26 protein-coding genes are annotated in these 23,762 nt (G+C 73.6%); 12 read left to right on the top strand and 14 right to left on the bottom strand.

Annotated elements, in window-relative coordinates:
- Window positions 1–3: 3 nt before the first annotated feature.
- From CUT44_RS16625 to CUT44_RS16615, 3 genes are all read right to left on the bottom strand, one after another.
- Window positions 4–246 (bottom strand): DUF7848 domain-containing protein, encoded by a 243-nt coding sequence (locus CUT44_RS16625; protein ID WP_146252245.1) that lies wholly within the window; start codon window positions 244–246, stop codon window positions 4–6.
- A complete protein-coding gene (locus tag CUT44_RS16620; RefSeq protein WP_100202652.1) occupies window positions 246–440 on the bottom strand; it encodes a hypothetical protein in 195 nt (64 codons plus the stop codon). Before CUT44_RS16620 ends, CUT44_RS16625 begins: the two co-directional genes overlap by 1 nt.
- Before the next feature lie 212 nt (window positions 441–652).
- The gene (locus CUT44_RS16615) at window positions 653–1,198 is read right to left on the bottom strand and encodes an ATP-binding protein (protein WP_158239619.1); all 546 of its coding nucleotides are present in this window, start codon (window positions 1,196–1,198) and stop codon (window positions 653–655) included.
- Window positions 1,199–1,414: 216 nt separating this feature from the next.
- On the opposite strand from CUT44_RS16615, the gene CUT44_RS16610 reads away from it, so the two are divergent.
- Window positions 1,415–2,785 (top strand): sporulation protein, encoded by a 1,371-nt coding sequence (locus CUT44_RS16610; protein ID WP_100202650.1) that lies wholly within the window; start codon window positions 1,415–1,417, stop codon window positions 2,783–2,785.
- A 21-nt stretch (window positions 2,786–2,806) separates the two neighbouring features.
- Here CUT44_RS16610 and CUT44_RS16605 read toward each other — a convergent pair whose 3' ends face one another.
- The 3 genes from CUT44_RS16605 to CUT44_RS16595 all read right to left on the bottom strand — a co-directional run bounded on the left by CUT44_RS16605 (window position 2,807) and on the right by CUT44_RS16595 (window position 5,810).
- Window positions 2,807–3,727, bottom strand: a complete 921-nt coding sequence (locus CUT44_RS16605; protein ID WP_100202649.1) for a phosphotransferase enzyme family protein — start codon at window positions 3,725–3,727, stop codon at window positions 2,807–2,809.
- Between the two features lie 122 nt (window positions 3,728–3,849).
- Window positions 3,850–4,551 (bottom strand): peptide-methionine (S)-S-oxide reductase MsrA, encoded by a 702-nt coding sequence (gene msrA, locus CUT44_RS16600; RefSeq protein WP_100202648.1) that lies wholly within the window; start codon window positions 4,549–4,551, stop codon window positions 3,850–3,852.
- 59 nt (window positions 4,552–4,610) lie between these two features.
- Complete coding sequence (locus tag CUT44_RS16595) at window positions 4,611–5,810, bottom strand: hypothetical protein (RefSeq protein WP_100202647.1); 1,200 nt, start codon at window positions 5,808–5,810, stop codon at window positions 4,611–4,613.
- Between the two features lie 49 nt (window positions 5,811–5,859).
- Here CUT44_RS16595 and CUT44_RS16590 point away from each other — a divergent pair, with 49 nt between their 5' ends.
- Window positions 5,860–7,038, top strand: a complete 1,179-nt coding sequence (locus tag CUT44_RS16590; protein ID WP_100202646.1) for a cystathionine gamma-synthase — start codon at window positions 5,860–5,862, stop codon at window positions 7,036–7,038.
- 58 nt (window positions 7,039–7,096) lie between these two features.
- On the opposite strand, the gene CUT44_RS16585 is transcribed toward CUT44_RS16590, so the two are convergent.
- The 3 genes from CUT44_RS16585 to CUT44_RS16575 all read right to left on the bottom strand — a co-directional run bounded on the left by CUT44_RS16585 (window position 7,097) and on the right by CUT44_RS16575 (window position 8,741).
- Complete coding sequence (locus CUT44_RS16585; RefSeq protein ID WP_199185727.1) at window positions 7,097–7,939, bottom strand: acetate and sugar kinases/Hsc70/actin family protein; 843 nt, start codon at window positions 7,937–7,939, stop codon at window positions 7,097–7,099.
- Window positions 7,936–8,334 carry a TraR/DksA family transcriptional regulator gene (locus tag CUT44_RS16580; RefSeq protein ID WP_100202645.1) on the bottom strand — a complete coding sequence of 133 codons (399 nt, stop codon included), beginning with the start codon at window positions 8,332–8,334 and terminating at the stop codon, window positions 7,936–7,938. Before CUT44_RS16580 ends, CUT44_RS16585 begins: the two co-directional genes overlap by 4 nt.
- An 80-nt stretch (window positions 8,335–8,414) precedes the next feature.
- Window positions 8,415–8,741 (bottom strand): TraR/DksA family transcriptional regulator, encoded by a 327-nt coding sequence (locus CUT44_RS16575; RefSeq protein ID WP_100202644.1) that lies wholly within the window; start codon window positions 8,739–8,741, stop codon window positions 8,415–8,417.
- 373 nt (window positions 8,742–9,114) lie between these two features.
- Between CUT44_RS16575 and CUT44_RS16570 the strand changes: the two genes are divergently transcribed.
- From CUT44_RS16570 to secD, 4 genes are all read left to right on the top strand, one after another.
- Window positions 9,115–10,134 (top strand): HAMP domain-containing sensor histidine kinase, encoded by a 1,020-nt coding sequence (locus CUT44_RS16570; protein ID WP_100202748.1) that lies wholly within the window; start codon window positions 9,115–9,117, stop codon window positions 10,132–10,134.
- Window positions 10,131–10,844, top strand: a complete 714-nt coding sequence (locus tag CUT44_RS16565; RefSeq protein ID WP_100202643.1) for a response regulator — start codon at window positions 10,131–10,133, stop codon at window positions 10,842–10,844. Before CUT44_RS16570 ends, CUT44_RS16565 begins: the two co-directional genes overlap by 4 nt.
- A 57-nt stretch (window positions 10,845–10,901) precedes the next feature.
- Window positions 10,902–11,336, top strand: coding sequence for a hypothetical protein (locus CUT44_RS16560; protein WP_100202642.1), 435 nt, complete (start codon window positions 10,902–10,904; stop codon window positions 11,334–11,336).
- Between the two features lie 78 nt (window positions 11,337–11,414).
- Complete coding sequence (gene secD / locus CUT44_RS16555; protein WP_100202641.1) at window positions 11,415–13,739, top strand: protein translocase subunit SecD; 2,325 nt, start codon at window positions 11,415–11,417, stop codon at window positions 13,737–13,739.
- A 262-nt stretch (window positions 13,740–14,001) separates the two neighbouring features.
- On the opposite strand, the gene CUT44_RS16550 is transcribed toward secD, so the two are convergent.
- Window positions 14,002–14,226, bottom strand: coding sequence for a hypothetical protein (locus CUT44_RS16550; protein ID WP_100202640.1), 225 nt, complete (start codon window positions 14,224–14,226; stop codon window positions 14,002–14,004).
- Window positions 14,227–14,230: 4 nt separating this feature from the next.
- On the bottom strand, window positions 14,231–15,103 hold the full coding sequence (gene mca / locus CUT44_RS16545; protein WP_100202639.1) for a mycothiol conjugate amidase Mca: 873 nt from the start codon (window positions 15,101–15,103) through the stop codon (window positions 14,231–14,233).
- Between the two features lie 98 nt (window positions 15,104–15,201).
- Between mca and CUT44_RS16540 the strand changes: the two genes are divergently transcribed.
- A complete protein-coding gene (locus CUT44_RS16540; protein ID WP_100202638.1) occupies window positions 15,202–15,621 on the top strand; it encodes a DUF4307 domain-containing protein in 420 nt (139 codons plus the stop codon).
- A gap of 141 nt (window positions 15,622–15,762) precedes the next feature.
- A complete protein-coding gene (gene greA / locus CUT44_RS16535; protein ID WP_100202637.1) occupies window positions 15,763–16,260 on the top strand; it encodes a transcription elongation factor GreA in 498 nt (165 codons plus the stop codon).
- Between the two features lie 112 nt (window positions 16,261–16,372).
- On the opposite strand, the gene CUT44_RS16530 is transcribed toward greA, so the two are convergent.
- The 3 genes from CUT44_RS16530 to ilvA all read right to left on the bottom strand — a co-directional run bounded on the left by CUT44_RS16530 (window position 16,373) and on the right by ilvA (window position 19,807).
- A complete protein-coding gene (locus CUT44_RS16530) occupies window positions 16,373–17,236 on the bottom strand; it encodes an ABC transporter permease (protein WP_100202636.1) in 864 nt (287 codons plus the stop codon).
- The gene (locus tag CUT44_RS16525; RefSeq protein ID WP_100202635.1) at window positions 17,233–18,270 is read right to left on the bottom strand and encodes an ATP-binding cassette domain-containing protein; all 1,038 of its coding nucleotides are present in this window, start codon (window positions 18,268–18,270) and stop codon (window positions 17,233–17,235) included. Before CUT44_RS16525 ends, CUT44_RS16530 begins: the two co-directional genes overlap by 4 nt.
- Before the next feature lie 283 nt (window positions 18,271–18,553).
- The gene (ilvA, locus tag CUT44_RS16520; protein ID WP_100202634.1) at window positions 18,554–19,807 is read right to left on the bottom strand and encodes a threonine ammonia-lyase; all 1,254 of its coding nucleotides are present in this window, start codon (window positions 19,805–19,807) and stop codon (window positions 18,554–18,556) included.
- A 292-nt stretch (window positions 19,808–20,099) separates the two neighbouring features.
- Here ilvA and CUT44_RS16515 point away from each other — a divergent pair, with 292 nt between their 5' ends.
- The 4 genes from CUT44_RS16515 (at window position 20,100) to CUT44_RS16500 (ending at window position 23,746) form a co-directional block, all read left to right on the top strand.
- Window positions 20,100–20,588: a MarR family winged helix-turn-helix transcriptional regulator gene (locus CUT44_RS16515; protein WP_100202747.1), complete on the top strand. Its 489-nt coding sequence runs from the start codon at window positions 20,100–20,102 to the stop codon at window positions 20,586–20,588.
- Window positions 20,589–20,646: 58 nt separating this feature from the next.
- On the top strand, window positions 20,647–21,009 hold the full coding sequence (locus tag CUT44_RS16510; protein WP_100202633.1) for a type II toxin-antitoxin system RelE/ParE family toxin: 363 nt from the start codon (window positions 20,647–20,649) through the stop codon (window positions 21,007–21,009).
- Window positions 21,006–21,323 (top strand): helix-turn-helix domain-containing protein, encoded by a 318-nt coding sequence (locus CUT44_RS16505; protein ID WP_100202632.1) that lies wholly within the window; start codon window positions 21,006–21,008, stop codon window positions 21,321–21,323. The genes CUT44_RS16510 and CUT44_RS16505 overlap by 4 nt, the downstream gene beginning before the upstream one ends.
- A gap of 329 nt (window positions 21,324–21,652) precedes the next feature.
- Window positions 21,653–23,746: a thioredoxin domain-containing protein gene (locus CUT44_RS16500; RefSeq protein WP_100202631.1), complete on the top strand. Its 2,094-nt coding sequence runs from the start codon at window positions 21,653–21,655 to the stop codon at window positions 23,744–23,746.
- Window positions 23,747–23,762 lie beyond the last annotated feature (16 nt).

Raw genomic sequence — 23,762 nt, 5'->3', positions numbered from 1 at the left:
GTATCAGGGCGGTCGGGGACCTTCCAGCGGTGTGGCGCGGAAGTGGCTGGTGATGGTGGCCCGGAAGCCCGTGTGACCGGTGCGGCCCGCGTGGCGCAGGCACCACAGCTCAGGGGCTCTCTTGTCGGCGGACGGCCCCGAGGCGTCATCGCACGTGACGCAGGCTGCTGCGTAGGCCGGTTCGCCGTTGTCCGGGTCGATGCTCAGGGACCAGTGCACGAACCGCATCCGTGATCGGAGCGCCATCAGCTCACCTCCTGCCCGTCCCGCCGGATCGCCACCGAGTCGCCCGCCCGGAACCGGAGCACCGGGCCGGTCTGGAAGACGAAGGTCACGCACGTGCCGCCCGTCGCGTACCGCTGTGTCCGGACGGCTTTGACCTCCTGCCACTGGCCTTCCACCTCGACCAGGTCGCCGCTCTGTACCCGCATCGCCAGCATCCGTGTCCTCCTGCTGCTCTCTGCCACTGCCACGGGCCGTGTCGGGCGGCTCCCCGAGGAGGAACGGGGAATCCCCGCCAGGGAGCCGCCCACCGCGCCGGAGAACTCTCGCCGCTCCCCGGGCGGTCTCCGCGGATGCCATCCGGATCCCTGAGCACCCATAGGGAACCGGCTGCCTGTGGCTCCTGCGGAGTCTGTGAAGGGGCCGGTCATCAGCCGGCCCCGCCGTTGAGGTCGAAGCGGCAGAAGACGCTCTTGCCACCGGTGTCCCGGGGCGCCCACCAGGTCGCATCGGCGAGGTTCTGCACGATGAGCAGGCCGCGCCCGTGGTCCGGCAACGTCATCTCGGACGAGACGGCACAGTCCAGTGGGTTGAGCAGGCCCCCGGTCGGCAGCATCGGCGGTGTGGAGTCCTGATCGCAGACCTCCACGAACAGCCACTTCGGCCAGGCCCGGAAGGCGACGGAGACATGCCGCTCCCCGCCGAGCCCGTCCTGCCAGCCGTCCGGGGTGGCGTGGTGCACGGCGTTGCCCACCAGCTCCGAGACGCACAACGTCACGTCGTCCACCAGGCGCCGCAGCTCCCAGTCATGGAGCACTTCCGCAGCCGTGCGGCGTGCGACGTGTGCGGTGTCCGATGAGTCCGCGTCGAGCACGATCGCGCGGAAGCGCTCGGCCGCCGCCAGTGAGGCAGGCTCCAGAGGGGTGCGGCCCGCAGTCCGCAGGAACGGCTCATGCACTGCCTCGCGCGTCTCCATGGCTACCCCTTCGACCCATCGGCGGAAGCGGTGTCCCGCCGTCGTGTGAGAACAGTCAAGAGCGGGTTTCACGCAGGTGGGAGTGATCACCGAGGGGTTCACGTGCACACCGGGGTCCACCGGGCACCGCAGGGGGTTCATCGGTGAACCCCCTGACCAGAGGGGCATTTCCCGTGTAACGATGGGCGTCTGACGCCTTCTCGGGAGGCAGGGAGCATGACCAGGGAACCGAATCACCGGTTGGCCGCTGTCATGGCCGAGGCCGGAGCGTCCAACAAGGGACTGGCCAGGCGCGTAAAGGACATCGCCGCACGGCGCGGCATACACCTGGGCACCACTCACGTATCCGTACAGCGCTGGCTGGACGGCGGCGGTATCCAGCCGCAGACGGCCGCCTTCCTGGCGGAAGCGCTGAGCGAGAAGCTGAGCCGGAGGATCACACCGTCGGATCTCGGGTTCCCCCAGATGGAACCGGCCGTGCCCGTCGGCGGCATCGGCTACGCGCACTCGTTGCCCGAAGCCCTCGGCCATCTGGACGCCCTCACCCAGCTCCGCCCCGAGGACGGCCAGGCCGGCGCGGACCTGTTACCCGAGGGCGACGTCAACTCGGCCGTACTGTCATGGCTGGTCTCCCGCTCGGACGGACTCACCACCGACGCACCCGGCGCCCGCCGTGTCGGCATGCGGGATGTCGCCGCCGTACGGACAGCCGCGGAGATGTTCATGCATCTCGACTTCAAGTTCGGGGGCGGACACGGGCACAAGGCATTGCGCCACTACTTCCGCGAGGACGTTCTCCCGCTGCTCAGCGCCAGTTACAGCGAACGCGTGGGCAAGGCCCTCTTCCAGGCCGCCACGGAGATCGCGCAGCTTCTCGCGTGGACCGCCTACGACACCGGCAATCACACCCTGGCCAACCGCTACCTGATCGCGACGCTACGGCTCACCCAGGTCATCGACGACCGGATGATGGGCGCCCGCATCCTCACCAACATGAGCCACCAGGCCAACTACCTCGGCCAGGCGCCCCGCGCCGTGCAGCTTGCCCGCGCGTCGCTGGAAGGCGGCCGGGGACGGGCCACACCGCGCGCCATGGCCCTGTTCGCCGCCCACGAGGCCCGTGCCCTGTCCACCGCGCTGGACCGCACGGGAGCGGCCCGCGCCATGAACGAGGCCGAAAGGTACTTCGAGCGGGCCGACAGCGGCGACGATCCCGACTGGCTGGCCTACATGGACGAGGCCGAGTTGGTCGGGGAGTTCTGCCACTGCTTCCGCGACCTGGGGCAGGGCGCCGAGGCCGTGCGCTTCGCCGAATGGGCCGTCGCCATCACCGACCCCAGATACGCCCGCACACTCGGGTTCTGCCGGATGGTGCTGGCCCAGAGCCAGTTGCTCAACGGCGAGCTGGAAGCAGCCGTTGACACGGCGACGCTGGCCGTCGAGAACGGGGACGCGCTCCAGTCCGCCCGCTTCCTGCGGTACGTCACCGACTTCCAGCGCGAGGTCTCCGCGCACGCCGGGAACCCCGCCGTCCAGCACTTCAACGAGCAGGTACGCGACGCGCTGGCCGAGCTGGACGACGAGTAGGGCGGCCGGTGCGGGCAGCCGTCAGCCCGGCTGCCAGTGCCGGGGCGCGTCATCGTCCCGCAGGGACGCGATGCGCCGCGCGTACTCCTCGGCCACCGCAGGTCCCTCGGCGATGTTCTGCATGAGCCATGTCGTCATCTTGAACTCCTGGACACCGCGCAGGACCGGGAAGCCCTCCCAGTCCCGCAGGTCCCGGCCGTAGGCGCCGACGAACGCCGCGTACTGTTCCGCCGTCTGCCATCCCAGGCTGTGATGCTCGGTGGCGGTGACCATCAGGTCCCACTCCGGATGGTCGTAGCTGAAGTTCTCGAAGTCGATCAGGAGCGTCCGGCCGCTCCGGTCCGCCATGAGGTTCTGCACGTGCGCATCACCGTGGACCGGCCCCTTGGACGAGTCGAAGCGCAGTTCCGCCAGCCGGTCGCGCAGCTCACGGCCCCGCTTGCGCAGGAACTCCCGGTCGTCCTCCGGTATCCCGGCCGCCTTCTCGATCCGCAGGTCGGTCCGGCCGAAGACCTCGTAAGGAGGCAGCTCCAGACCTGCGGGGAGCCGCATTGCGTGCAGGTCCCGCAGCAGGCCGCCCAGCTCCCCGTAGGTGGGTTTCCGGTCGCCCTCCTCGATCAGGTGCCAGAAGGTCACCGGGTGGCCGGCGACGACCAACGGCTGATCGAGGTCGTCCACGGTGCGCGCGGCCGGGAAGCCCTCACCTGCCAGCCAACGCGAGACCGCCACCTCCACCCGCACCGAGGACAGGTAATCAGTGGACCGGGCGATGCGGACGATGACCGGATGCGCCGCCAGCCGGAAGAGGGCGTTCTCCCCGAGGCGGATCAGCCGCGCGCCGTCGCTGTCGAGCCCGGCGGACCGGCACGCCGCAGCCATCACCCGCGCGGCTCTCTCCGAGGTGAACCCCTCTTCCGTCTCCCGAGCAGCGTCGGACGGCATGCCGAACCAACTCCCCATGGTCGTGACCGACCGTGCGCCGTCGAGGCAGACGACGGCACACAGCGAACATCAACCCGACCGTACCCAGGGGAGAGGGCCGCGACGAGATCCAGGCGTGTCGGTCAGCCGTCGGCGGGGGCGATGCCGGTCGGGCAGGAGCGGCCCCAGTTCGTCTCGGACGGGGCACTCAGCTTGACGCCCGTGCCGCCGATGCCGCAGTAGCCGCCCGGGTTCTTGTCCAGGTACTGCTGGTGGTAGCCCTCCGCCGGGTAGAACGGGCGGGGGGCGGCGGGGAGGATCTCGGTGGTGATCGTGCCGTGGCCCGAGGCGGTCAGGACCGACTGGTACGCCTCGCGGGAGGCCTCCGCCGCGGCCTGCTGGGCCGGGGAGTGGGTGTAGACCGCCGAGCGGTACTGGGTGCCCACGTCGTTGCCCTGGCGGAAGCCCTGGGTGGGGTCGTGGGACTCCCAGAACACCTTCAGCAGCTCCCCGTAGGAGATCTTCGCCGGGTCGAAGACGACCCGGACCGCCTCGGTGTGCCCGGTCAGGCCCGAGCAGACCTCCTCGTACGTCGGGTTCTCGGTGTGGCCGCCCTGGTAGCCCGCCAGGGTCGTCCACACGCCCGGCGTCTGCCAGAACTTCCGCTCCGCGCCCCAGAAGCAGCCCAGGCCGAAGTCGGCGGTCTCCAGTCCCTCGGGGTAGGGGCCCAGCAGGGGGTTGCCCAGGACGGTGTGGCGCGCCGGGACCGTGTACAGGCGCTCCGGGCGGCCGGTCAGGGCCTCCTCCGGGGTGGGGAGGGACTTCTTGTGGTGGCCGAACAGCATGCTCAACTCTCCTCCGTGCGCCTCGTACGCCTCGTGCGTGCCGCCGGTGCGTCAGTGCGTCAGTGTGACGGTGGGATGCGGGTCGCGTCGCCCCGGGTCTCGTAGCCCGCGACCGCCAGGGCGCGGTACGCCGCGTACTCGGCCGCCGGGTCGCCGCCGTCGACCCACGGCACCGCTCCCACATAACCGTCGACGGCCCGTACCTGTTCCAGGGCCTCCGCGTACCGCTCGGCGCGCACCAGGAAGCACAGCAGCAGATGGCGCACGTGCGGGGCGACGGGGTGGCCGGCGGGTGCGTGGTGCAGGGCGTACTGGGCGCCGGCCACGGCCTGCTCGACCACCGCGCTCCGGTACAGGCCGCTGACCATGTTGGCCTCGGGCAGGTGGTCGTAGACCGCGAAGAGGGGGAGCGCCGGGAGCAGGCTGCCCTCGGGTGCCCGGCCCGCGGCGCCCTCCGCGAAGGAGTAGGCGTCGTCCTTGGAGCCGTGGCCCTTGGCGGACCAGTACTGGAGCGCCGCCAGGTGCGCGCCCATGTGGTGCGGGGCCCGGCGGCGGACCTCCTCCCACAGCGCCTCGAAGTCGGCGGGGCGCAGGCCGAGGGCGCGGGCGGCGAACAGGTCGGTGATGTACGGGGTGGGGTCGGCCGGGGCGATGCGGGCCGCCTCGCGGGCGATCTCGCGGGCCTCCTCCAGGATGATCCGCCGGTCCGCCGAGCCGGTGCCGCCCAGCGCCTGCCAGACGAGGAACTGCGCGTACACCTGGGCGCAGCCGGCGTCGCGCGGGGACGAGGAGCGCCACTGGCGCAGCCAGCGCGCGTCCTGGGGGACGGGGGCGGCGTCCGGGTCCTTGGAGAGGGAGAGGGGATCGGAGGAAGCGGGGGAGGGAGAGGGGGAGGAGGCTGCGGGGCCGTCGGCCGGGGCGGTACGGGAGCGGGCCAGTTCCATGGCCGCCGCGCCCGCCAGCGACTGGACGCGCTGCCAGCGCAGCTCCCAGTCGTCGCCGGTCAGCGCGAGCAGCCGGGCGACGGGCTGCCAGTCCTGGGTGCGCTGGGTCTCCTCCAGCGCGTCGGTCAGCTCCCGGTCGGGGCCGGGCAGCCGTACGTCGAGCCGCTCGGGCGGTACGAAGCCGTAGTGGTCCGGGTCGGTGAGCCGGGCCGGGAGTGCGGCGGAGCCCTCCAGCGCCCGGCGGCGGCGGATCGCGGGAACCACCAGCAGCCCGACGACGGCGGCGATGGCGACGAAGAACAGCAGCGCTTCCATGCCTCTACCGTACGGCCACCGCACGGCCCGCCGACTACGCTCGGGGACCATGAGTGACCAGCACGCAGACCCGAACGCGGCCCCGCACCAGGCACGGCACTTCGAGACCCTCGCCATCCACGCCGGGCAGGAGCCCGACGCCGCGACGGGGGCGGTGGTGCCGCCGATCCACCAGTCCTCGACGTTCAAGCAGGACGGGGTGGGGGGCCTGCGCGGCGGCTACGAGTACAGCCGCAGCGCCAACCCGACGCGCACCGCCCTGGAGGAGAACCTCGCCGCGCTGGAGGGCGGCCGCCGCGGGCTGGCCTTCGCCTCCGGTCTGGCGGCCGAGGACTGCCTGCTGCGCACCCTGCTGGTGCCGGGCGACCACGTGGTGATCCCGGGCGACGCCTACGGCGGCACCTTCCGGCTGTTCGCGAAGGTGGCCGAACGCTGGGGCGTGGAGTGGGACGTCGCCGACTCCGCCGACCCGGCGGCCGTACGCGCCGCCCTGCGCCCGCGCACGAAGGCGGTGTGGGTGGAGACCCCCAGCAACCCGCTGCTGGGCATCGCCGACATCGCGGCGCTGGCCGGCGTGGCCCGGGAGGGGGGCGCCCGGCTGGTGGTGGACAACACCTTCGCCAGCCCTTACCTCCAGCAGCCGCTCGCGCTCGGCGCGGACGTGGTGGTGCACTCCACGACCAAGTACATGGGCGGCCACTCCGACGTGGTCGGCGGCGCGCTGGTCACCGCCGACGAGTCGTTGGGCGAGGAACTGGCCTTCCACCAGAACGCGATGGGCGCCATCGCCGGGCCGTTCGACTCCTGGCTGGTGATGCGCGGCGTCAAGACCCTGGCGGTGCGGATGGACCGGCACTGCGCCAACGCCGCCCGGATCGCCGGGATGCTGGAGGCCCACCCCAAGGTCGCCCGGGTGTACTACCCGGGCCTGGAGTCGCACCCGGGGCACGAGGTGGCCGCCAAGCAGATGCGCGGCTTCGGCGGGATGGTGTCCTTCCGGGTCGCCGGGGGCGAGGAGGCCGCCGTGGCGGTGTGCGACCGGGCGGAGCTGTTCACGCTGGGCGAGTCGTTGGGCGGGGTGGAGTCCCTGATCGAGCACCCGGGCCGGATGACGCACGCCTCGGCGGCGGGTTCGGCGCTGGAGGTGCCCGGCGACCTGGTGCGGCTGTCGGTGGGCATCGAGGCGGTGGACGATCTGCTGGCGGACCTGACGCGGGCGCTCGGCTGACCGGGGAACGGCCGGGGCGGCCGGCCCCCGTACGGGCCCCCGCGGCCCCGTACGGGGGTCAGCCGCCGTCGAGCACGGTGGTGAGCGCCGGGTGGCGGCCCGGGGACGCCGGGGACGCCGGATACGCCGGATACGCCGGAAACAGAGCGGCGGCGGCCCCGCGTACGGCGGCCGCGTGCGGGGCGGGCGCGGGCCGGACGGGGGTGCGCAGCAGGCGGGCCAGCCGGTGGACGACCTCCGGGCGCCGGGCGCCGCCGCCCGACAGCAGCAGGCCGTGCTCCAGCGCGTCGAGCGTCCGCGGGGTGTCGTCGGCGCGCAGCATGGCGGTCACCGTCTCGACGACCGCGCCGGCCAGGCCGGCGGCGGTGGTGTTCGTGCCGAGGTCGGCGGTGCCCAGCGGGAGGCGGTGGGCGCCGGTCACCGCGCCGTCGGCCAGCAGCGCGATCTCGGTGAGCTGGGCCCCCAGGTCCACCACCAACAGCGGCTCGTCCGGGGCGGCTCCGGTGCCCAGCGCGACGGCCCGGACGCTGTCCACGGCCAGGACCGTACGGGGCCGCAGGGCCGGGGGCACGGCCGCCAGGGCGGCCGCCAGCGCGGCGCGGTGACCGGCGTCGCACAGCACGGGAGTGGTGAGGACGGCCACCGGGGGGCGGCCGGACCGGCGCGGGAGGCCGGCCAGCAGGCGGCCGAGCAGCCGTGCGGCGCCCTCGGGGTCGACGACGCGGCCGCGCCGCACCGGGCGGGTGCCGTGCGGGCCGGGCGAGGTCACCGTCGGGACCTCGGCGACCAGGCCCCGGCCGGGCAGCCATACCCGGGTGCGGTCGCTGCCCAGGTCGATGGCCGGTCCCGGGGCGGTGCGGAGCGCCGGGCGGGCCCGGTCGCGCAGCGGGGGCAGGGTCACCACCGGGGCTCCCCGGTGCTCTCGGCGCCCCCGGCGCGGTGGCAGGCCGCGCAGCGGCGGGCCTGCGGGACGATCTCCAGGTGCTGCCGGGGGATGGGGCGGACGCACCGCTCGCAGCGGCCGTACCGGCCCCGGTCCATCCGTTCCAGGGCGGCCTCCACATCGGTGAGGACCATCCGGGCGGAGGCAGTCAGCCGGGCGTCGACCTCGGCCCGGCCCGCCGTGTGCCGCCCGTCGCCGGGCAGCGGCCGGGGGCAGCCGGACTCCCGGAGCTGGTCGAGCCGGAACCGGCGCTGCTCCTCCAGGCTCTCGCGCAGCGCGGCCAGCTCCCGGGGGGTGAGCCCGGTGCCGGCGGCGCCGCGGGCACCGGCGGCACCGGTGACCTGGTTGTCCACTGCATCACCTCGGACGGGCGCGGGCCCGTGCGGGCGTACGGCGGGGCTGCCGTACGCCCGCACGGGCCGGCGGAACGGTTTCAGGCGGGGCGCTGCTGGCAGGTGACGCAGCAGCGGGCGTACGGCAGGATCTCCAGCCGCTCGGCCGGGATGTCGGTACCGCACCGGCGGCAGATCCCGTAGCTGCCGTCGGCCAGCCGCTCGAAGGCCAGGTCGATCTCCCCGATCAGCCGGCGGATGGTGTCGGCCTGGACCTTCACCAGGTCGTCGGCGGCGTGGTGTCCGCTCTCCGCCACGGCGGCGAGCTGGGCCAGCCGGGAGTTGCGCTCGTGCTCCAGTCGCTGGCGGGCATCGTGAACCGTGCGGCGTTCGGGAGGGTCCTCGGCGCGGGGTGTCTCGGTGGTCATCGCGGTGGTGTTCCTTCCGCAGCGGGCGGGCCGGCGGGCCCGGGGGAATACGGGAGGGCGCGCGGCCGCACCGTGGCAAGGGGCCGCGCGCCCATGCGTCTCCCACCATGGCCGCCGCGCCCGGTGGGCGCCATCGGTGGTGCCACCCATCCTGGCGGGGTGGGAGGCTGTACGTGCCGGACGGGGGAGCGGACCGGTGGCGGCCGCGGATGGCGGCCGGCCCCGATCGACCGGCGCGGCCCCGCCCCGGCAGGCTGGCGGGGAGTCCCGGGGGAGCCCCGGGACGGGTCCCGGCGGACACCGGTGGCGGCCGGACGGCGGAAGTGGCGGATAGTTGGTGGGGACACAGCCGGACGAGGAGGTCGTGGACGCCGTGTCCCTGTTCTGGCGGATCTTCGGGCTCAACGCCGTCGTGCTCGGCACGGCGACGGCGCTGCTGCTGTGGGCACCGGTGACGGTGTCGGTACCGGTGCTGCTCACCGAGGCGGCCGTCCTGCTGGGCGGCCTGGCCGTGATGCTGGTGGCCAACGCCGCCCTGCTGCGCGTGGGGCTGGCCCCGCTGGAGCGGCTGACCCGGCTGATGACCACCGTCGACCTGCTCCGTCCGGGCCGGCGGCTGCCGGTGACCGGGCAGGGCGGGGTCGCCGAGCTGATCCGCACCTTCAACGACATGCTCGACCGGCTGGAGGCCGAGCGCGCCGCCGGCAGCGCCCGGGTGCTGTCCGCGCAGGAGGCCGAGCGGCGCCGGATCGCCCAGGAGCTCCACGACGAGGTCGGCCAGAGCATGACGGCCGTGCTGCTGGAGCTGAAGCGGGCCGCGGACCGCACCCCGGACGAGGAGCTGCGCGCGGACCTGCGGCACGCCCAGGAGACCACCCGGGAGAGCCTGGACGAGGTGCGGCGGCTGGCCCGCCGGCTGCGTCCCGGGGTGCTGGAGGACCTCGGTCTGGTCAGCGCGCTGACGGCGCTGGCCGGTGACTTCGCCACCCACACCGGGCTGGTGGTGCGGCGCCGCTTCGACCCCGGGCTGCCGCCGCTGGACCGGGAGCGGGAGCTGGTGCTCTACCGGGTCGCCCAGGAGAGCCTCACCAACGCCGCCCGCCACTCCGGCGCCGCGCTGGTCGAACTGCGGCTGTGCCGCGCCGCCGGCGGGGTGGTGCTGGAGGTGCGCGACGACGGCCGGGGGCTCGGTGCCGCGCGGGAGGGCGCCGGGATCCGCGGCATGCGGGAGCGGGCGCTGCTGGTGGGGGGCGCTCTGGACATCGGCCCCGCGCCGGACGGCGGTACCGCGGTGCGGCTGTCCGTACCCGCCGCCGCGTCCCCCGGCGAGCCGGGGGACGGCTTTGGTGTGCGGCCGTCCGCGCCCGCCGCCGGGACGGGGGCCGCGACATGACGGGGAGCGCGACCGGGACCGGGAGCGCGACCGGGACGGCCGGGCGGAACGGACCGGAACCGGGGGCCATCCGCATCCTGCTCGCCGACGATCACGCCCTGGTCCGCCGCGGGGTGCGGCTCATCCTCGACGCCGAGCCGGACCTGTGCGTGGTGGCCGAGGCGGGGGACGGCGCCGAGGCGGTCGCCGCGGCCCGCGAGCACCCCGCCGACCTGGCCGTCCTCGATGTCGCCATGCCGCGCATGACGGGTCTGCAGGCGGCGCGCGAACTGTCCGCCCGGCACCCCGGACTGCGCATCCTGATGCTGACGATGTACGACAACGAGCAGTACCTGTTCGAGGCGCTCAAGGCCGGGGCCTCGGGATACGTGCTGAAGTCCGTCGCCGACCGGGATCTGGTCGAGGCGTGCCGCGCGGCGATGCGCGGCGAGCCGTTCCTGTATCCCGGCGCGGTCACCGCCCTGATCCGCAGCTACCTCGACCGCGTCCGGCAGGGTGAGGACGTGCCCGGGCGGGTGCTCACCGCGCGGGAGGAGGAAGTGCTCAAACTGGTCGCGGAGGGGCATTCCTCGAAGCAGATCGCCGGGACACTGGTCATCAGCGTGAAGACCGTGGAGCGGCACCGTGCGAACATGCTGCACAAGCTCGGGCTGCGGGACAGGCTGGAGCTGACCCGCTACGCGATCCGGGCCGGACTGATCGAGCCGTGACCCCGGGCCCCGGCGGCCCGTCGCGGGACCACGGGGGACCACGGAAGGAGGGGCGGCATGACCCGGCGGTCCACCGTGCCCTCCGCCGTTCCCTCCTCACCGGCCGGGTGCGCGCAGCCGGCCGGTGACGTGCCCGGCGGCGCGGCCGGCGTGCTGCTGGCGGCGGTGGCCCTGCTGCTGGGGGTGCTCGCCTCCGCCGCGGCGGCCGTGCCGGGCGGCGGGCCGCACGCCGCCTCCCGCACCGACGTCCGGCACAGCGCCGACGAACCGTGCCCGGCCGGGTGCGAGGGCGTCCCGCTGCTGCACCGGGGGACCACCGCCGAACGGCAGGCCGTACCGCCGGGCGGTACGGCGGTGCCGGTCCGCGCCGCGTACCCGCCCCCGCCCCGGGCGGGCACACGCGCGTACGCCGCCGTGCCGGGGGCCGCCGGGCCGGGCCCGGACACCGTCCGCCACCGGGGCCGTGCCCCGCCGCCTCCACCGGGCACCTGACAGGAACCCCACACCCGTCACTTCCCGTACGCCCCGGCCCGTCACCGGCCGCGGCGCACGCCCCGCTGGAGGCAACCCTTGACACGCGCCACCCTGGTGCGGGCGCTGATCGCCCTCGCCGTCGTCGCCCTGTCCGCCTACTTCGCCGTCACCACCTCCCCACGGCTCGGTCTCGATCTGCGCGGCGGCACCCAGATCGTGCTGGAGACCCGTGACTCGCCCACCGCCGAGGCCGACCGGGAGGCCACCGAACGCACCCTGGAGGTGCTCCGCCGCCGGGTCGACGCGCTCGGCGTCGCCGAACCCACCATCGCCCGCTCCGGGGACAACCGGATCATCGTCGAGCTGCCCGGCCTCCAGGACCCGCGCGAGGCCGCCGAGGTCCTCGGCCGTACCGCGCAGCTCTCCTTCCACCCCGTCCTCGGGATCGCGGAGGAGGGCGCGAAGGAGGGGGAGGCCGGAGAAGGGGAGCAGATCCTGCCGGACGAGTCCGGGCAGCGGCTGCGGCTGGGCCCGTCCGAGCTCACCGGGGCGGAGGTCTCCGGCGCCGAGGCGCAGATCGACCAGCAGACCGGCGGCGGCTGGTTCGTCACCGTCGACCTGCGCGGCAAGGGGAAGGACGCCTGGGCCGACCTGACGGGGGAGGCGGCCTGCGCCCCGCCGGGCGACCCGAAGCGCCGGGTCGCGATCGTGCTGGACGAGCGGGTCATCTCCTCGCCGCAGGTCGATCCCTCGGTCCAGTGCGACGTCGGCATCACCGGCGGCTCCACCCAGATCACCGGCAGCTTCAGCGCGGAGGAGGCCAAGGAGCTGGCCCTGCTCATCGACGGCGGCGCCCTGCCGGTGCCGGTGGAGATCATCGAGCAGCGGACCGTCGGCCCGACCCTGGGCGAGGAGGCCATCGAGGCCAGCGCCTGGGCCGCCGTCATCGGCACCGCGCTGACCGCGCTGTTCATCATCGTCATCTACCGGCTGCTGGGCTTCCTCGCCGTCGTGGCGCTGGCCTGCTACGGGCTCATCGCCTACGCCGCGCTGGTCGTCCTGGGCGCCACCCTCACCCTGCCGGGCCTGGCCGGTTTCGTGCTGGCGATCGGCATGGCGGTGGACGCCAACGTGCTCGTCTTCGAACGGGCCCGGGAGGAGTACGCCGCCCACCGCGGCCGGGGCCTGCGCACCGCCGTCACGGCGGGCTTCCGCAACGCGCTGAGCGCCATCGCCGACTCCAACGTCACCACGCTGCTCGCCGCCGGACTGCTGTTCTTCTTCGCCTCCGGCCCGGTGCGCGGGTTCGGTGTGACGCTGTCCATTGGTGTGCTGGCTTCCATGGTCAGCGCCCTGGTCGTCACCCGGGTGCTCGCCGAGTTCGCCGTCGCGCGGGGCGCGGTCCGCACCCGGCCCGCCCTCACCGGGATCGGCCGGGAGGGGCGGGTGCGCGAGTGGCTCAACGAGCGGCGGCCGGACCTGATGGGCCGGTCGCGGCGCTGGCTGGCCGTCTCCCTGGTGGCCGTCGTCCTGGCCGGGTCGGGGATCGCGGTGCGGGGGCTGAACTTCGGGGTGGAGTTCACCGGCGGACGGATGATCGAGTACTCCACCGCCCAGCCCGTCGACCCGGAGGAGGCCCGCACCGCGCTGGCCGACGCCGGTTTCCCGCGCGCCGTCGTCCAGACCTCCGGGGACGGCGACCTCACGGTGCGCACCGAGGAGCTGTCCAACGCCGAGGCGGCCGAGGTCGCCGAGGTGGTCGAGGAGCTGGGCGGGGACACCGAGAAGATCCGTGACGAGCTGATCGGGCCCAGCATCGGCGACGAGCTGCGCCGGGGGGCGCTGATCGCCCTCGGGGTCGCCCTGGCGGCCCAGATGCTCTATCTGGCCGTACGGTTCCGTTGGACGTTCTCGGTGGGCGCGGTCACGGCGATGGTCCACGACGTGCTGATCCTGATCGGGATCTTCGCCTGGCTGGGCAAGACGCTCGACGGGGTGTTCCTGGCCTCGCTGCTCACCGTGATCGGCTACTCGGTCAACGACTCGGTGGTGGTCTTCGACCGGGTCCGCGAGCTGTGGGCCGCCGACCGGAAGACCCCCTTCGCGAGGATCGCCAACGCCGCGATCCTGCAGACCGTGCCCCGCACCGTCAACACCGGCCTGGGCGCGCTGTTCATCCTGGCCGCGCTGGCCGCGCTCGGCGGCGACACCCTGACCGACTTCGCCCTGGCGCTGCTCATCGGCATCGTGGTGGGCACCTGGTCCTCGGTGTTCACCGCCACGCCGGTGGCCATCGAGCTGGAGGCCCGCACCGACGCACCGCCGCCCCACCGCGGCGGGAAGCCCTCCGCGGCGGTCACCGGGCAGCGCTCCCGCCGCCGGACGCAGCGGCGGCCCGGCGACACCGGCGCCCAGGTGTGACCCGCCGCCGCCGTACGCCCCGCCGGGCGTACGGCGGCGGGACGGGAGCCGGGGCCGTCCGGCGGGGCCGGTCCCGTCCGCGGCGGCTCCGGGACCGGCCGGTCCCGTCCGGGAGTGAACCGGTGCGCGGTACCGCGGTACGGGGCGGTGCGGGGCAGGCCCCGGTCCTCGTACCGCCCCGCCCCGCGCGACCGGACAGCGCGGTACGGGGCCGCCGGGCCCGCCCCCGCGGGGGCGGGCCCGGCGGCCCCGTACCGGTGGCTCAGGTGCGCTCGGTGTCCCCGGCGGTTCCGGCGGGCCGTTCCTCGAAGTCGACCTTCCCGATGTGGCGGGTCATCGACTTCAGCAGCATCCAGACGGCCACCCCCAGCACGGCGAAGACCAGGAAGCCGAGGATTCCGGGCGTCACCTTGGTCTCGTCGAACTCCTTGGCGAGGTCGACGAGGCCGGCGGCGGGGCTCAGGGCGAGAGAGGTGGTGGGGCTCATGGCGTCAATTGTCGCGGATACCCGCGAAGAGGTCGTCCTCGGGTAGCGAGGTGTCCACCAGAGACTTCGCCAGTTCGTACTCCTCGGTCGGCCAGACCTCCCGCTGGAGCTCCATCGGCACCCGGAACCAGCCGCCGTCGGGGTCGATCTGGGTGGCGTGGGCGATCAGTGCCTTGTCCCGGATCTCGAAGAAGTCCGCGCAGGGCACATAGGTGGTCAGGGTGCGCTCGGCGCGCTGGAACTCCTCCCAGCGCTTGAGCCACTCCCCGTAGGGGGACTCCAGCCCGCGCTCCAGCATCGCGTTGTGCAGGGCGAGGGTGCGGGGACGGTTGAAGCCCTGGTTGTAGTAGAGCTTCAGCGGCTGCCAGGGCTCGCCCGCCTCCGGGTAGCGGGCGGGGTCGCCCGCGGCGTCGAAGGCCACCATCGTGATCTTGTGGGTCATGATGTGGTCCGGGTGCGGGTAGCCGCCGTTCTCGTCGTAGGTCGTGATGACCTGCGGCTTGAAGGAGCGGATCAGTGCCACCAGCCGCCCGGCCGCCTCCTCGACGTCCTGGAGGGCGAAGCAGCCCTCCGGCAGCGGCGGCAGCGGGTCGCCCTCGGGCAGGCCGGAGTCGACGAAGCCCAGCCACTCCTGCCGCACCCCGAGGATCTCGCGGGCCTCGGCCATCTCCTTGGCCCGTACCTCGTGGATGTGCTCCTCGATGTAGGGGTCGCCCTGCAGTCTGGGGTTGAGGATGGAGCCGCGCTCTCCGCCCGTGCAGGTCGCGACCAGCACGTCCACCCCCTCGGACACGTACTTCGCCATGGTCGCCGCACCCTTGCTCGACTCGTCGTCGGGATGCGCGTGCACGGCCATCAGTCTGAGCTGTTCAGTCAAGGCTCGATCCTCGTTACCTGGTCTCGGAAGACGGCTTCTATAGTGACCGAAGCGGCATCCGCTTGTATTCCCCCACCGGACCGACAGGACGTGACCCCATGACCTCCGCGACTCCCGCAGGCGGCGGGCTCCCCCAGGGGCGCTACGGGCGCCCGGGCGGCGGCGGTTCGGACCGCGGGCTGAAGGCGGTCGGCGCGGTGCTGGGCGTGGCCTTCCTGGCGATGATCGCCTGGTTCGGGGTGTCGTATATCACGGGGACGAAGGTCAGCGCCGAGCTGATCAAGTTCGACGTGGTGTCGGACCGGGAGGTCGCCGTCCATCTGGAGGTCCGCAAGGACGCGGACGTCACGGGTGTGTGCACCGTGAGCTCGCTCGCCGAGGACGGCGGCGAGGTCGGCCGCGCGGACTTCACCTTCGAGGCGCCGGAGAGCCGGATCGACGAGGTCGTCACCCTCCGCACCACGGCCAGGGCGACCACCGCCAAACTGGTCGGCTGTACGGCAGTGGACGGAACCTGACGATCCGCCCCGGGCGGCGGTGGTCCGACCTTCTTCCCTTTTCCCCCGGAATTGTTAGGCTCGTGGTTTCGCCCACCCATGAAGGCGCCACCCTTCGGGTAGGGCGTTGCTTTATATCCCGAGTACCGACGAGGAGCACCTGTGACCCAGACCAGCGACAACGTCACCTGGCTCACCCAGGAGGCGTACGACCAGCTCAAGGCCGAGCTGGAGTACCTGTCGGGTCCTGCCCGCACCGAGATCGCCAAGAAGATCGAGGCGGCCCGCGAGGAGGGCGACCTCCGTGAGAACGGCGGTTACCACGCGGCCAAGGAGGAGCAGGGCAAGCAGGAGCTGCGGGTACGCCAGCTCACCCAGCTCCTGCAGAACGCCAAGGTCGGCGAGGCTCCGGCGGACGACGGCGTGGTCGAGCCCGGCATGGTGGTCACCGTCGCCTTCGACGGTGACGAGGACGACACCCTGACGTTCCTCCTCGCCTCCCGCGAGTACATGAGCTCGGATATCGAGACCTACTCGCCGCAGTCTCCGCTGGGCTCGGGTGTGAACGGCAAGAAGGTCGGCGACGACGCGCGGTACGAGCTGCCGAACGGCCGGACGGCTTCGGTGAGGATCCTGCGGGCCAAGCCGTACCAGGGCTGAGCGCCGGGCCGGTGCCGGAGACGGCGGCACACCGGCGGTGAGAGAGGGGCGGCCCCCGGGCCGCCGCGGGGCGGTCCCGCGGCGGCCCGGGGGCCGGTGTGACGCGTACGGATCAGGTGGCCGAACGGTACTTGCGGACCGCCAGGGTCCGGAAGAGCGCGATGATCACCACCGACCACAGCACCGAGGCCAGCACCGGGTTCTCCATGGGCCAGGCGTCGGGGGTCGGGTAGTTCGCCGGGAGGTTGCCGAACAGCTCGCGGCACGCCAGCACGGTCGCGCTGAACGGGTTCCACTCGGCGACGTTCTGCAGGAAGGACGGCATGTTCTCCGCGGGCACGAAGGCGATCGAGATGAAGGTCAGCGGGAACAGCCAGACCAGCCCGCCGGAGGTGGCCGCCTCCGGGGTGCGCACCGACAGGCCGATCAGCGCGCCGATCCAGGTGAAGGCGTAGCCCAGCAGGAGCAGCAGGCCGAAGCCCGCCAGCGCCTTGAGGATCCCCTCGTGAGCGCGCCAGCCGACGAGCAGCGCCACCACCGCCAGTACCACCAGGGTCAGCGCGGTCTGGACGAGATCGGCCAGGGTGCGGCCGGTGAGGACCGCGCCGCGGGCCATCGGCAGCGAGCGGAAGCGGTCGATCAGGCCCTTGTGCATGTCCTCGGCGATGCCCGCGCCCGCGCCGGCCGTGGCGAAGGTGACGGTCTGGGCGAAGATGCCCGCCATCAGGAACGAGCGGTAGGCCTCCGCGTCCACGCCCGCGCCGGGAAGGTTGATGGAGCCGCCGAAGACGTAGCTGAACAGCACCACGAACATGATCGGCTGGATCAGCCCGAAGATGATCACTTCCGGGATGCGCATCATGCGGAGCAGGTTGCGCTGGGCGATGACCAGCGAGTCCGACAGGGACTGGCGGATGCCGCCCGCCGAGCGCGGGGCCCGGGTCCCGGGGGCGGGCTCGGCGGTGGTGGTGCTCACTTGGCGCTCTCCTTCCGTCCGCCGGCCTGCCCGGCGTCGTGGGTGTCCTTGTCGTTCCCCGCGCCGTTCCCCGCGCCGCTCGCGGAGTCCTTCTCCTCGGCGGCGTGGCCGGTCAGGGAGATGAACACGTCGTCGAGGGTCGGACGGCGCAGTCCGATGTCGTCGATCTCGATGCCGCGGGCGTCCAGGTCGCGGATGACCTCGGCGAGCAGCTTGGCGCCGCCGACCACCGGGACGGTGAGCCGGCGGGTGTGCTCCTCCAGGGCGACCGTGCCCCTGCCGAGGGCGCGCAGCACCTCCTGGGCGGCGGTGATCTCCTCGCGCCGGTGGACGACCACCTCGATGCGCTCACCGCCGATCCGCGCCTTGAGCTCGTCGGCGGTGCCGCGGGCGATGACGCGGCCGTGGTCGACGACGGCGATGTCGTGGGCGAGTCGGTCGGCCTCCTCCAGGTACTGGGTGGTCAGCAGCAGCGTGGTGCCGCCGGAGACGAGCTCCTCGATGACCTCCCACAGCGCCTGGCGGTTGCGGGGGTCCAGACCGGTGGTCGGCTCGTCCATGAACATCACCGGCGGGCTGACGACCAGCGCGGCGGCGAGGTCGAGCCGGCGGCGCATGCCGCCCGAGTACGTCTTGGCGGTCCGGCCGGCGGCGTCGGCGAGGTTGAACCGCTCCAGCAGCTCGTCCGCCCGGCGCTTCGCGTCCCGGGCGGACATCTGGTAGAGGCGGCCCACCATCGTCAGGTTCTCACGGCCGGTCAGATACTCGTCGACGGCCGCGAACTGGCCCGACAGGCCGATGGAGCGGCGTACCCGGTGGGGCTGGGCGAGGACGTCGATCCCCGCCACCGTCGCGCGGCCGCTGTCGGGCCGCAGCAGGGTGGTCAGCACCCGGACGGTGGTGGTCTTGCCGGCGCCGTTCGGCCCGAGCAGGCCCAGCACGGTGCCTTCCGGGACATCGAGGTCGACACCGTCCAGAGCCCTGACGTCGCCGAAGGTCTTGACCAGACCCTCGGCATGGATGGCACCTGGCATGGCGGTTCTCCCCTGGGGTGTGGTTGTGCGGAAAGGGTCTCGAAGATCGGGGCCCGCGGTGGGGCGGGCGGTGCGCCGGAGGCGTCCGGCGCGGACAGGGCGGCGGGCACCCCGCGGGACACCCGCGGGCCCGGCGCGGGTCAGCACTGTGCAGCAACACGATATATCGCGTCAACTCGCTTGGCGGGCCGGGGAGTCACGGATCCCGTCCGGCTCCGGGCGCCCCCGGGACGCGGCGTCCCCGGCGCGGGACCGGTGGGTTCGGCACGGTACGGCCGGCCACTCAGTCCAGCACCGTGTAGCCGGACCGGCGCAGTGACGCCGTCACCCCGGCGCAGTGCTCCGGCCCCTTGGTCTCCAGATGAAGCTCCACCTCTGCCTCCGCGAGTCCGAGCCGGGGGTCGGTCCGTACATGGCTGACGTCGAGGACGTTGGCGTCCGCCACCGACAGCTCCCCCAGCAGCGCGGCCAGCGCCCCCGGGCTGTCGGTCAGCCGCAGCCGCAGCGACAGGTAACGGCCCGCCGCGGCCATGCCGTGCCGCAGCGTCCGCTGCAGCACCAGCGGGTCGACGTTCCCCCCGGAGAGCACCGCCACCACCGGCCCCTCGAAATCCTCCGGGGCGGACAGCAGCGCCGCCACCGGAGCGGCCCCGGCCGGTTCCACGACGAGCTTGGCCCGCTCCAGACAGAGCAGCAGCGCGCTGGAGAGCGCGTCCTCGGACACCGTACGGACCTCGTCCACCAGTTCGCCAACGATTTTGAAGGGCACGTCGCCGGGCCGCCCGACCTTGATGCCGTCCGCCATCGTCGACACCGACTCCAGCGCCACCGGGCGCCCCGCGGCCAGCGAGGGCGGATACGCCGCCGCGCCCTCGGCCTGCACCCCGACCACCCGCACGTCCGGGCGCAGCGACTTCACCGCCAGCGCCAGCCCGGCCGCCAGCCCGCCGCCGCCCACCCCGACGACGACCGTGCGCACGTCCGGGCACTGCTCCAGGATCTCCAGTCCGACCGTGCCCTGCCCGGCCACGATGTCGGGGTGGTCGAAGGGGTGGATGAAGACCGCCCCGGTCCCGGCCGCGTACTCCTGGGCCGCCCGCAGCGTCTCGTCCACCACCTGCCCGTGCAGCCGTACCTCGGCGCCGTACTCCCGGGTCGCCGCCACCTTCGGCAGCGGCGCGCCCACCGGCATGAAGACCGTCGAGCGCACCCCGAGCAGGGAGGCGGCCAGGGCGACGCCCTGCGCGTGGTTGCCCGCGCTGGCCGCGACGACACCGCGGGCCCGCTCGGCGGCGGGCATCGCGGCGATCCGGGTGTACGCCCCGCGGATCTTGAACGAGCCGGTGCGCTGGAGGTTCTCGCACTTGAGCAGGACGGGTCCGCCCACCAGCGCGCTCAGATGACGGCTGCCCTCCAGCGCCGTCACCCGGGACACCCCCGAGAGGGTCTTCTGGGCGCTCCTGATGTCGTCGAGGGTGAGGGCCGCTGAGCCGTCGGGGCCGTCGGAACCACTGTGCGGGAGGGAACTGGCAACCATGCCGCCAGTCTGGCAGCCCGGTCCCGGGGCGGCGGGCCCGAACCCCGCCCGGCGGCCGGACGACGGCATCACGGGGCCCACCTCGGGCTACCGGCGGTAGGTCTTTCCGGGTCCGGACGTATTCGTACAGCACCGGTACGGCACGGCCTTGGGACGCGTACTCTGTGGCAAACCCTCAGCCCGTCGTACCCCGTATTCCTCAAGAAGCGAGCCACCGGCCATGCCCACGCACCCGGACATGACGACCGCCCACCCCTACGACGAAACGAGCGAAGCGAGCGTGCAGGCCAGCATGCCCCCCACACCGCCCGAGTCCGGCTCCCCGTCCGGTCCCGACAGCCTCCTCGACGCCATGCAGCACCAGGTGGCGCTCTTCGCGCGCCGTGCCGAGCAGACCCGGCTCGGCGGCGTCGGCCAGGCCCGCAACTCCATGGACCGGGCCGCCTACCTGCTGCTCAACCGCCTCGACCAGGACGGTCCGACGGGCGTCAAGGCGCTCGCCGCGGGCATGGGGATCGACTCCTCGACCGTGACCCGCCAGGTCGCGCCGCTCGTCGAGTCCGGCCTCGTCAAGCGCACCTCGCACCCCGACGACGGCCGAGCGGTCGTCCTCCAGCTCTCCCCGCGCGGCGCCGCGCGGCTGGAACAGGTGCGCGCCTCGCGGCGCGAACTGATGGCCCTGCTGACGCAGGAGTGGAGCGAGGACGAACAGGCGGTGTTCTGCGAGCTGCTCACCCGCTTCAACCAGGCGCTGTCGGACTTCCAGACGTCGGGTTCCTGACCCGGCCGGGCCGGCGGCCGCCCCCCCCACTGGGTATAGCAGAAGCTATACTCGCGCTGTGAACGGCGAGTGGGAGATCGTCCTCGTCGACGAGGTTCGTGAGTGGATCAGCGGCCTGGACGGACCGGTGCTCGCACGGGTGGTACAGGCACTGGACGCACTGGCCGAAGGGGGTCCCGGACTGGGGCGTCCACTGGTGGACACCATTCATGGCTCGTCGATGGCGCATCTGAAGGAGCTGCGGCCGGGGACCGTTCGGATCCTCTTCGCCTTCGATCCGTGGCGCAGCAGCATCCTGCTGGTCGCGGGAGACAAGTCGGGCCGGTGGAACGAGTGGTACCGGGAGGCGATCCCCCTGGCCGAGCAGCGCTACGAGACGTATGTGAAGGAACGAGCTCGGGAAGAAGGTGGACGACCGTGAACGGCTACACCCGTTGGCAGGACATCCGCGCCGAGTACGTCGCCCGCGCCGGCGGTGAGGAGGCCGTACAGGCGGGCAAGGAGGAGCTCCTCGCGGAGATGACCGGGCGCCGGCTGGCGGAGCTGCGCCGGGCTCGGGGGCTGACACAGCAGGACGTCGCCGAACGCATGGGCGTGACCAAGGGGCGCGTGTCACAGATCGAGCGGGGGCACATCTCCGGGCAGGATGTGCTCGCGCGGTTCGCCGCCGCGCTCGGCGGGCGTCTGCACCAGGCCATCTACTTCGACGACGGCGACATCGCGGCCATCGCCTGAGACAGGCACGGGAAGGCATGGGCAGCGGAGGGATGAGCCGGCCGGCTCCCCGCTGCCCTGCCGCCAGCCGCATGTCACTCCCGATGGACCGGTGGCGATAGGGGGACAGGCGAGAACGGTCACCGTGCCTGCTCTCTTCGTGCTCGCCGTCAACCTCGTCCGGTACGGCAGGCCACTGACTCCGGTACCTGTAGACCTCTCCTGGCCTGTGCCGACTGCGCAGGCCGTCCTTCTGCTCTCCCCGCGCGGTGCCTCGCGGGGAGAGCAGGTGCGTGCCGCGCGGGCCCGGTGGTTCGCCGGTCCGGGGCACGCGGGGGCAGGATGGGGGCATGGCGAACCGACTGGCCCGTGAGACGTCTCCGTATCTGCTCCAGCACGCCGACAACCCGGTGGACTGGTGGCCCTGGTCGCCCGAGGCCTTCGAGGAGGCGAGGCGGCGGGACGTGCCGGTGCTGCTGAGCGTCGGGTACGCGAGCTGCCACTGGTGCCATGTGATGGCCGGGGAGTCCTTCGAGGACGAGGCCACCGCCGCCTACCTCAACGCCCACTACGTGTCCGTCAAGGTCGACCGCGAGGAGCGGCCGGACGTCGACGCCGTCTACATGGAGGCCGTCCAGGCCGCCACCGGGCACGGCGGCTGGCCCATGACCGTCTTCCTCACCCCCGACGCCGAGCCCTTCTACTTCGGCACCTACTTTCCGCCCCGGCCCCGGGGCGGGATGCCGTCCTTCCGGCAGGTGCTGGAGGGTGTCCGGGCCGCCTGGGCCGACCGCCGGGAGGAGGTCGCCGACACCGCCGGGCGGATCACGGCGGAACTGGCCGGCCGGAGCATCGGCTACGCCGGCGACGGCACGCCGCGCCCGCCCGGCCCCGAGGAGCTGGGGGCCGCGCTGCTCGGGCTGACCCGGGAGTTCGACGCCCGGTACGGCGGTTTCGGCGGGGCGCCGAAGTTCCCGCCGTCGATGGTGCTGGAGTTCCTGCTGCGCCACCACGCCCGCACCGGCTCCGAGGGCGCGTTGCAGATGGCGGAGGCCACCTGCGAGGCGATGGCCCGCGGCGGGATCTACGACCAGCTCGGCGGCGGCTTCGCCCGCTACTCGGTGGACGAGAAGTGGGTCGTGCCCCACTTCGAGAAAATGCTCTATGACAACGCCCTGCTGTGCCGGGTGTACGCGCATCTGTGGCGGGCCACCGGCAGCGGAACGGCACGGCGGGTCGCGCTGGAGACCGCGGACTTCCTGGTGCGCGAGCTGCGCACCGCGCACGGCGGCTTCGCCTCCGCGCTGGACGCCGACAGCGACGACGGTGCGGGCGGGCACAAGGAGGGCGCGTACTACGTCTGGACGCCGGAGCAGCTGCGCGAGGTACTCGGCGCGGCGGACGCCGAGGCGGCCGCCGCGTACTTCGGGGTGACCGAGGAGGGCACCTTCGAGGAGGGCGCCTCCGTCCTGCGGCTGCCGGACACCGGCACCCCGCCGGACGCCGGGCGGGCCGAGTCCGTGCGGCGGCGGCTGCTGGCCGCGCGCGAGCGGCGCCCGCGCCCCGGCCGGGACGACAAGGTCGTCGCCGCCTGGAACGGACTGGCGATCGCCGCGCTCGCCGAGACCGGCGCCTACTTCGGCCGCCCCGACCTGGTCGAGGCGGCCACCACCGCCGCCGATCTGCTGCTGGCCGTCCACACCGACGAGCACGGACGGCTGGCGCGCACCTCGCGCGACGGCGCGGCGGGCCCCGGGGCCGGGGTGCTGGAGGACTACGCCGATGTCGCCGAGGGCTTCCTCGCCCTGTACTCGGTGACCGGCGAGGACGCCTGGCTGGAACTGGCCGGCACCCTGCTGGAGACCGTGCTGGCGCGCTTCACCGCGCCCGACGGCACCCTGTACGACACCGCCGACGACGCCGAGAAGCTGATCCGCCGCCCCCAGGACCCCACCGACAACGCCGTCCCCTCCGGCTGGACGGCCGCCGCCGCGGCCCTGCTGTCCTACGCGGCCCACACCGGCAGCGCCCGCCACCGCGAGGCGGCCGAACGGGCGCTGGGCGTCGTGACCGCGCTGGCCCCGCGGGTGCCGCGCTTCACCGGCTGGGGGCTGGCCGCCGCCGAGGCGGCCCTCGACGGGCCGCGCGAGATCGCGGTGGTCGGCCCGGCCGCCGACCCGGCGACCGCCGTACTGCACCGCACCGCCCTGCTCGCCACCGCGCCCGGCGCGGTGGTGGCGGTGGGGGAGCCGGCGCCGGACGGCGGGGACGCCGGGGCGGCACGGCCGGCGGAGGTCCCCCCGCTGCTGCGGGACCGGCCGCTGATCGACGGCCGTCCGGCGGCGTACGTCTGCCACCACTTCGTGTGCGACGCCCCCACCGCCGACCCGGAGCGGCTGGCCCGGGCGGTGGGGACGGTGGCGGACGTCCGGGCACGGGACTGACCGCCGCCCCGGCATC

It is taken from the genome of Streptomyces carminius (assembly GCF_002794255.1).
GTDB lineage: Bacteria > Actinomycetota > Actinomycetes > Streptomycetales > Streptomycetaceae > Streptomyces > Streptomyces carminius.
This window is presented reverse-complemented; position numbering and strand designations above follow the sequence as displayed.

Excerpts from the sequence above, each read along its gene's own strand:
- msrA (WP_100202648.1), bottom strand. The coding sequence starts at position 4,551 with ATGCTGTTCGGCCACCACAAGAAGTCCCTCCCCACCCCGGAGGAGGCC.
- CUT44_RS16575 (WP_100202644.1), bottom strand. The coding sequence starts at position 8,741 with ATGACCACCGAGACACCCCGCGCCGAGGACCCTCCCGAACGCCGCACG.
- CUT44_RS16590 (WP_100202646.1), top strand. The coding sequence starts at position 5,860 with ATGAGTGACCAGCACGCAGACCCGAACGCGGCCCCGCACCAGGCACGG.
- CUT44_RS16540 (WP_100202638.1), top strand. The coding sequence starts at position 15,202 with ATGACCTCCGCGACTCCCGCAGGCGGCGGGCTCCCCCAGGGGCGCTAC.
- CUT44_RS16605 (WP_100202649.1), bottom strand. The coding sequence starts at position 3,727 with ATGCCGTCCGACGCTGCTCGGGAGACGGAAGAGGGGTTCACCTCGGAG.
- CUT44_RS16595 (WP_100202647.1), bottom strand. The coding sequence starts at position 5,810 with ATGGAAGCGCTGCTGTTCTTCGTCGCCATCGCCGCCGTCGTCGGGCTG.
- CUT44_RS16525 (WP_100202635.1), bottom strand. The coding sequence starts at position 18,270 with ATGCCAGGTGCCATCCATGCCGAGGGTCTGGTCAAGACCTTCGGCGAC.
- CUT44_RS16500 (WP_100202631.1), top strand. The coding sequence starts at position 21,653 with ATGGCGAACCGACTGGCCCGTGAGACGTCTCCGTATCTGCTCCAGCAC.
- CUT44_RS16625 (WP_146252245.1), bottom strand. The coding sequence starts at position 246 with ATGGCGCTCCGATCACGGATGCGGTTCGTGCACTGGTCCCTGAGCATC.
- CUT44_RS16515 (WP_100202747.1), top strand. The coding sequence starts at position 20,100 with ATGCCCCCCACACCGCCCGAGTCCGGCTCCCCGTCCGGTCCCGACAGC.
- ilvA (WP_100202634.1), bottom strand. The coding sequence starts at position 19,807 with ATGGTTGCCAGTTCCCTCCCGCACAGTGGTTCCGACGGCCCCGACGGC.
- CUT44_RS16615 (WP_158239619.1), bottom strand. The coding sequence starts at position 1,198 with ATGGAGACGCGCGAGGCAGTGCATGAGCCGTTCCTGCGGACTGCGGGC.
- CUT44_RS16620 (WP_100202652.1), bottom strand. The coding sequence starts at position 440 with ATGCTGGCGATGCGGGTACAGAGCGGCGACCTGGTCGAGGTGGAAGGC.
- CUT44_RS16560 (WP_100202642.1), top strand. The coding sequence starts at position 10,902 with ATGACCCGGCGGTCCACCGTGCCCTCCGCCGTTCCCTCCTCACCGGCC.
- CUT44_RS16550 (WP_100202640.1), bottom strand. The coding sequence starts at position 14,226 with ATGAGCCCCACCACCTCTCTCGCCCTGAGCCCCGCCGCCGGCCTCGTC.
- CUT44_RS16565 (WP_100202643.1), top strand. The coding sequence starts at position 10,131 with ATGACGGGGAGCGCGACCGGGACCGGGAGCGCGACCGGGACGGCCGGG.
- CUT44_RS16610 (WP_100202650.1), top strand. The coding sequence starts at position 1,415 with ATGACCAGGGAACCGAATCACCGGTTGGCCGCTGTCATGGCCGAGGCC.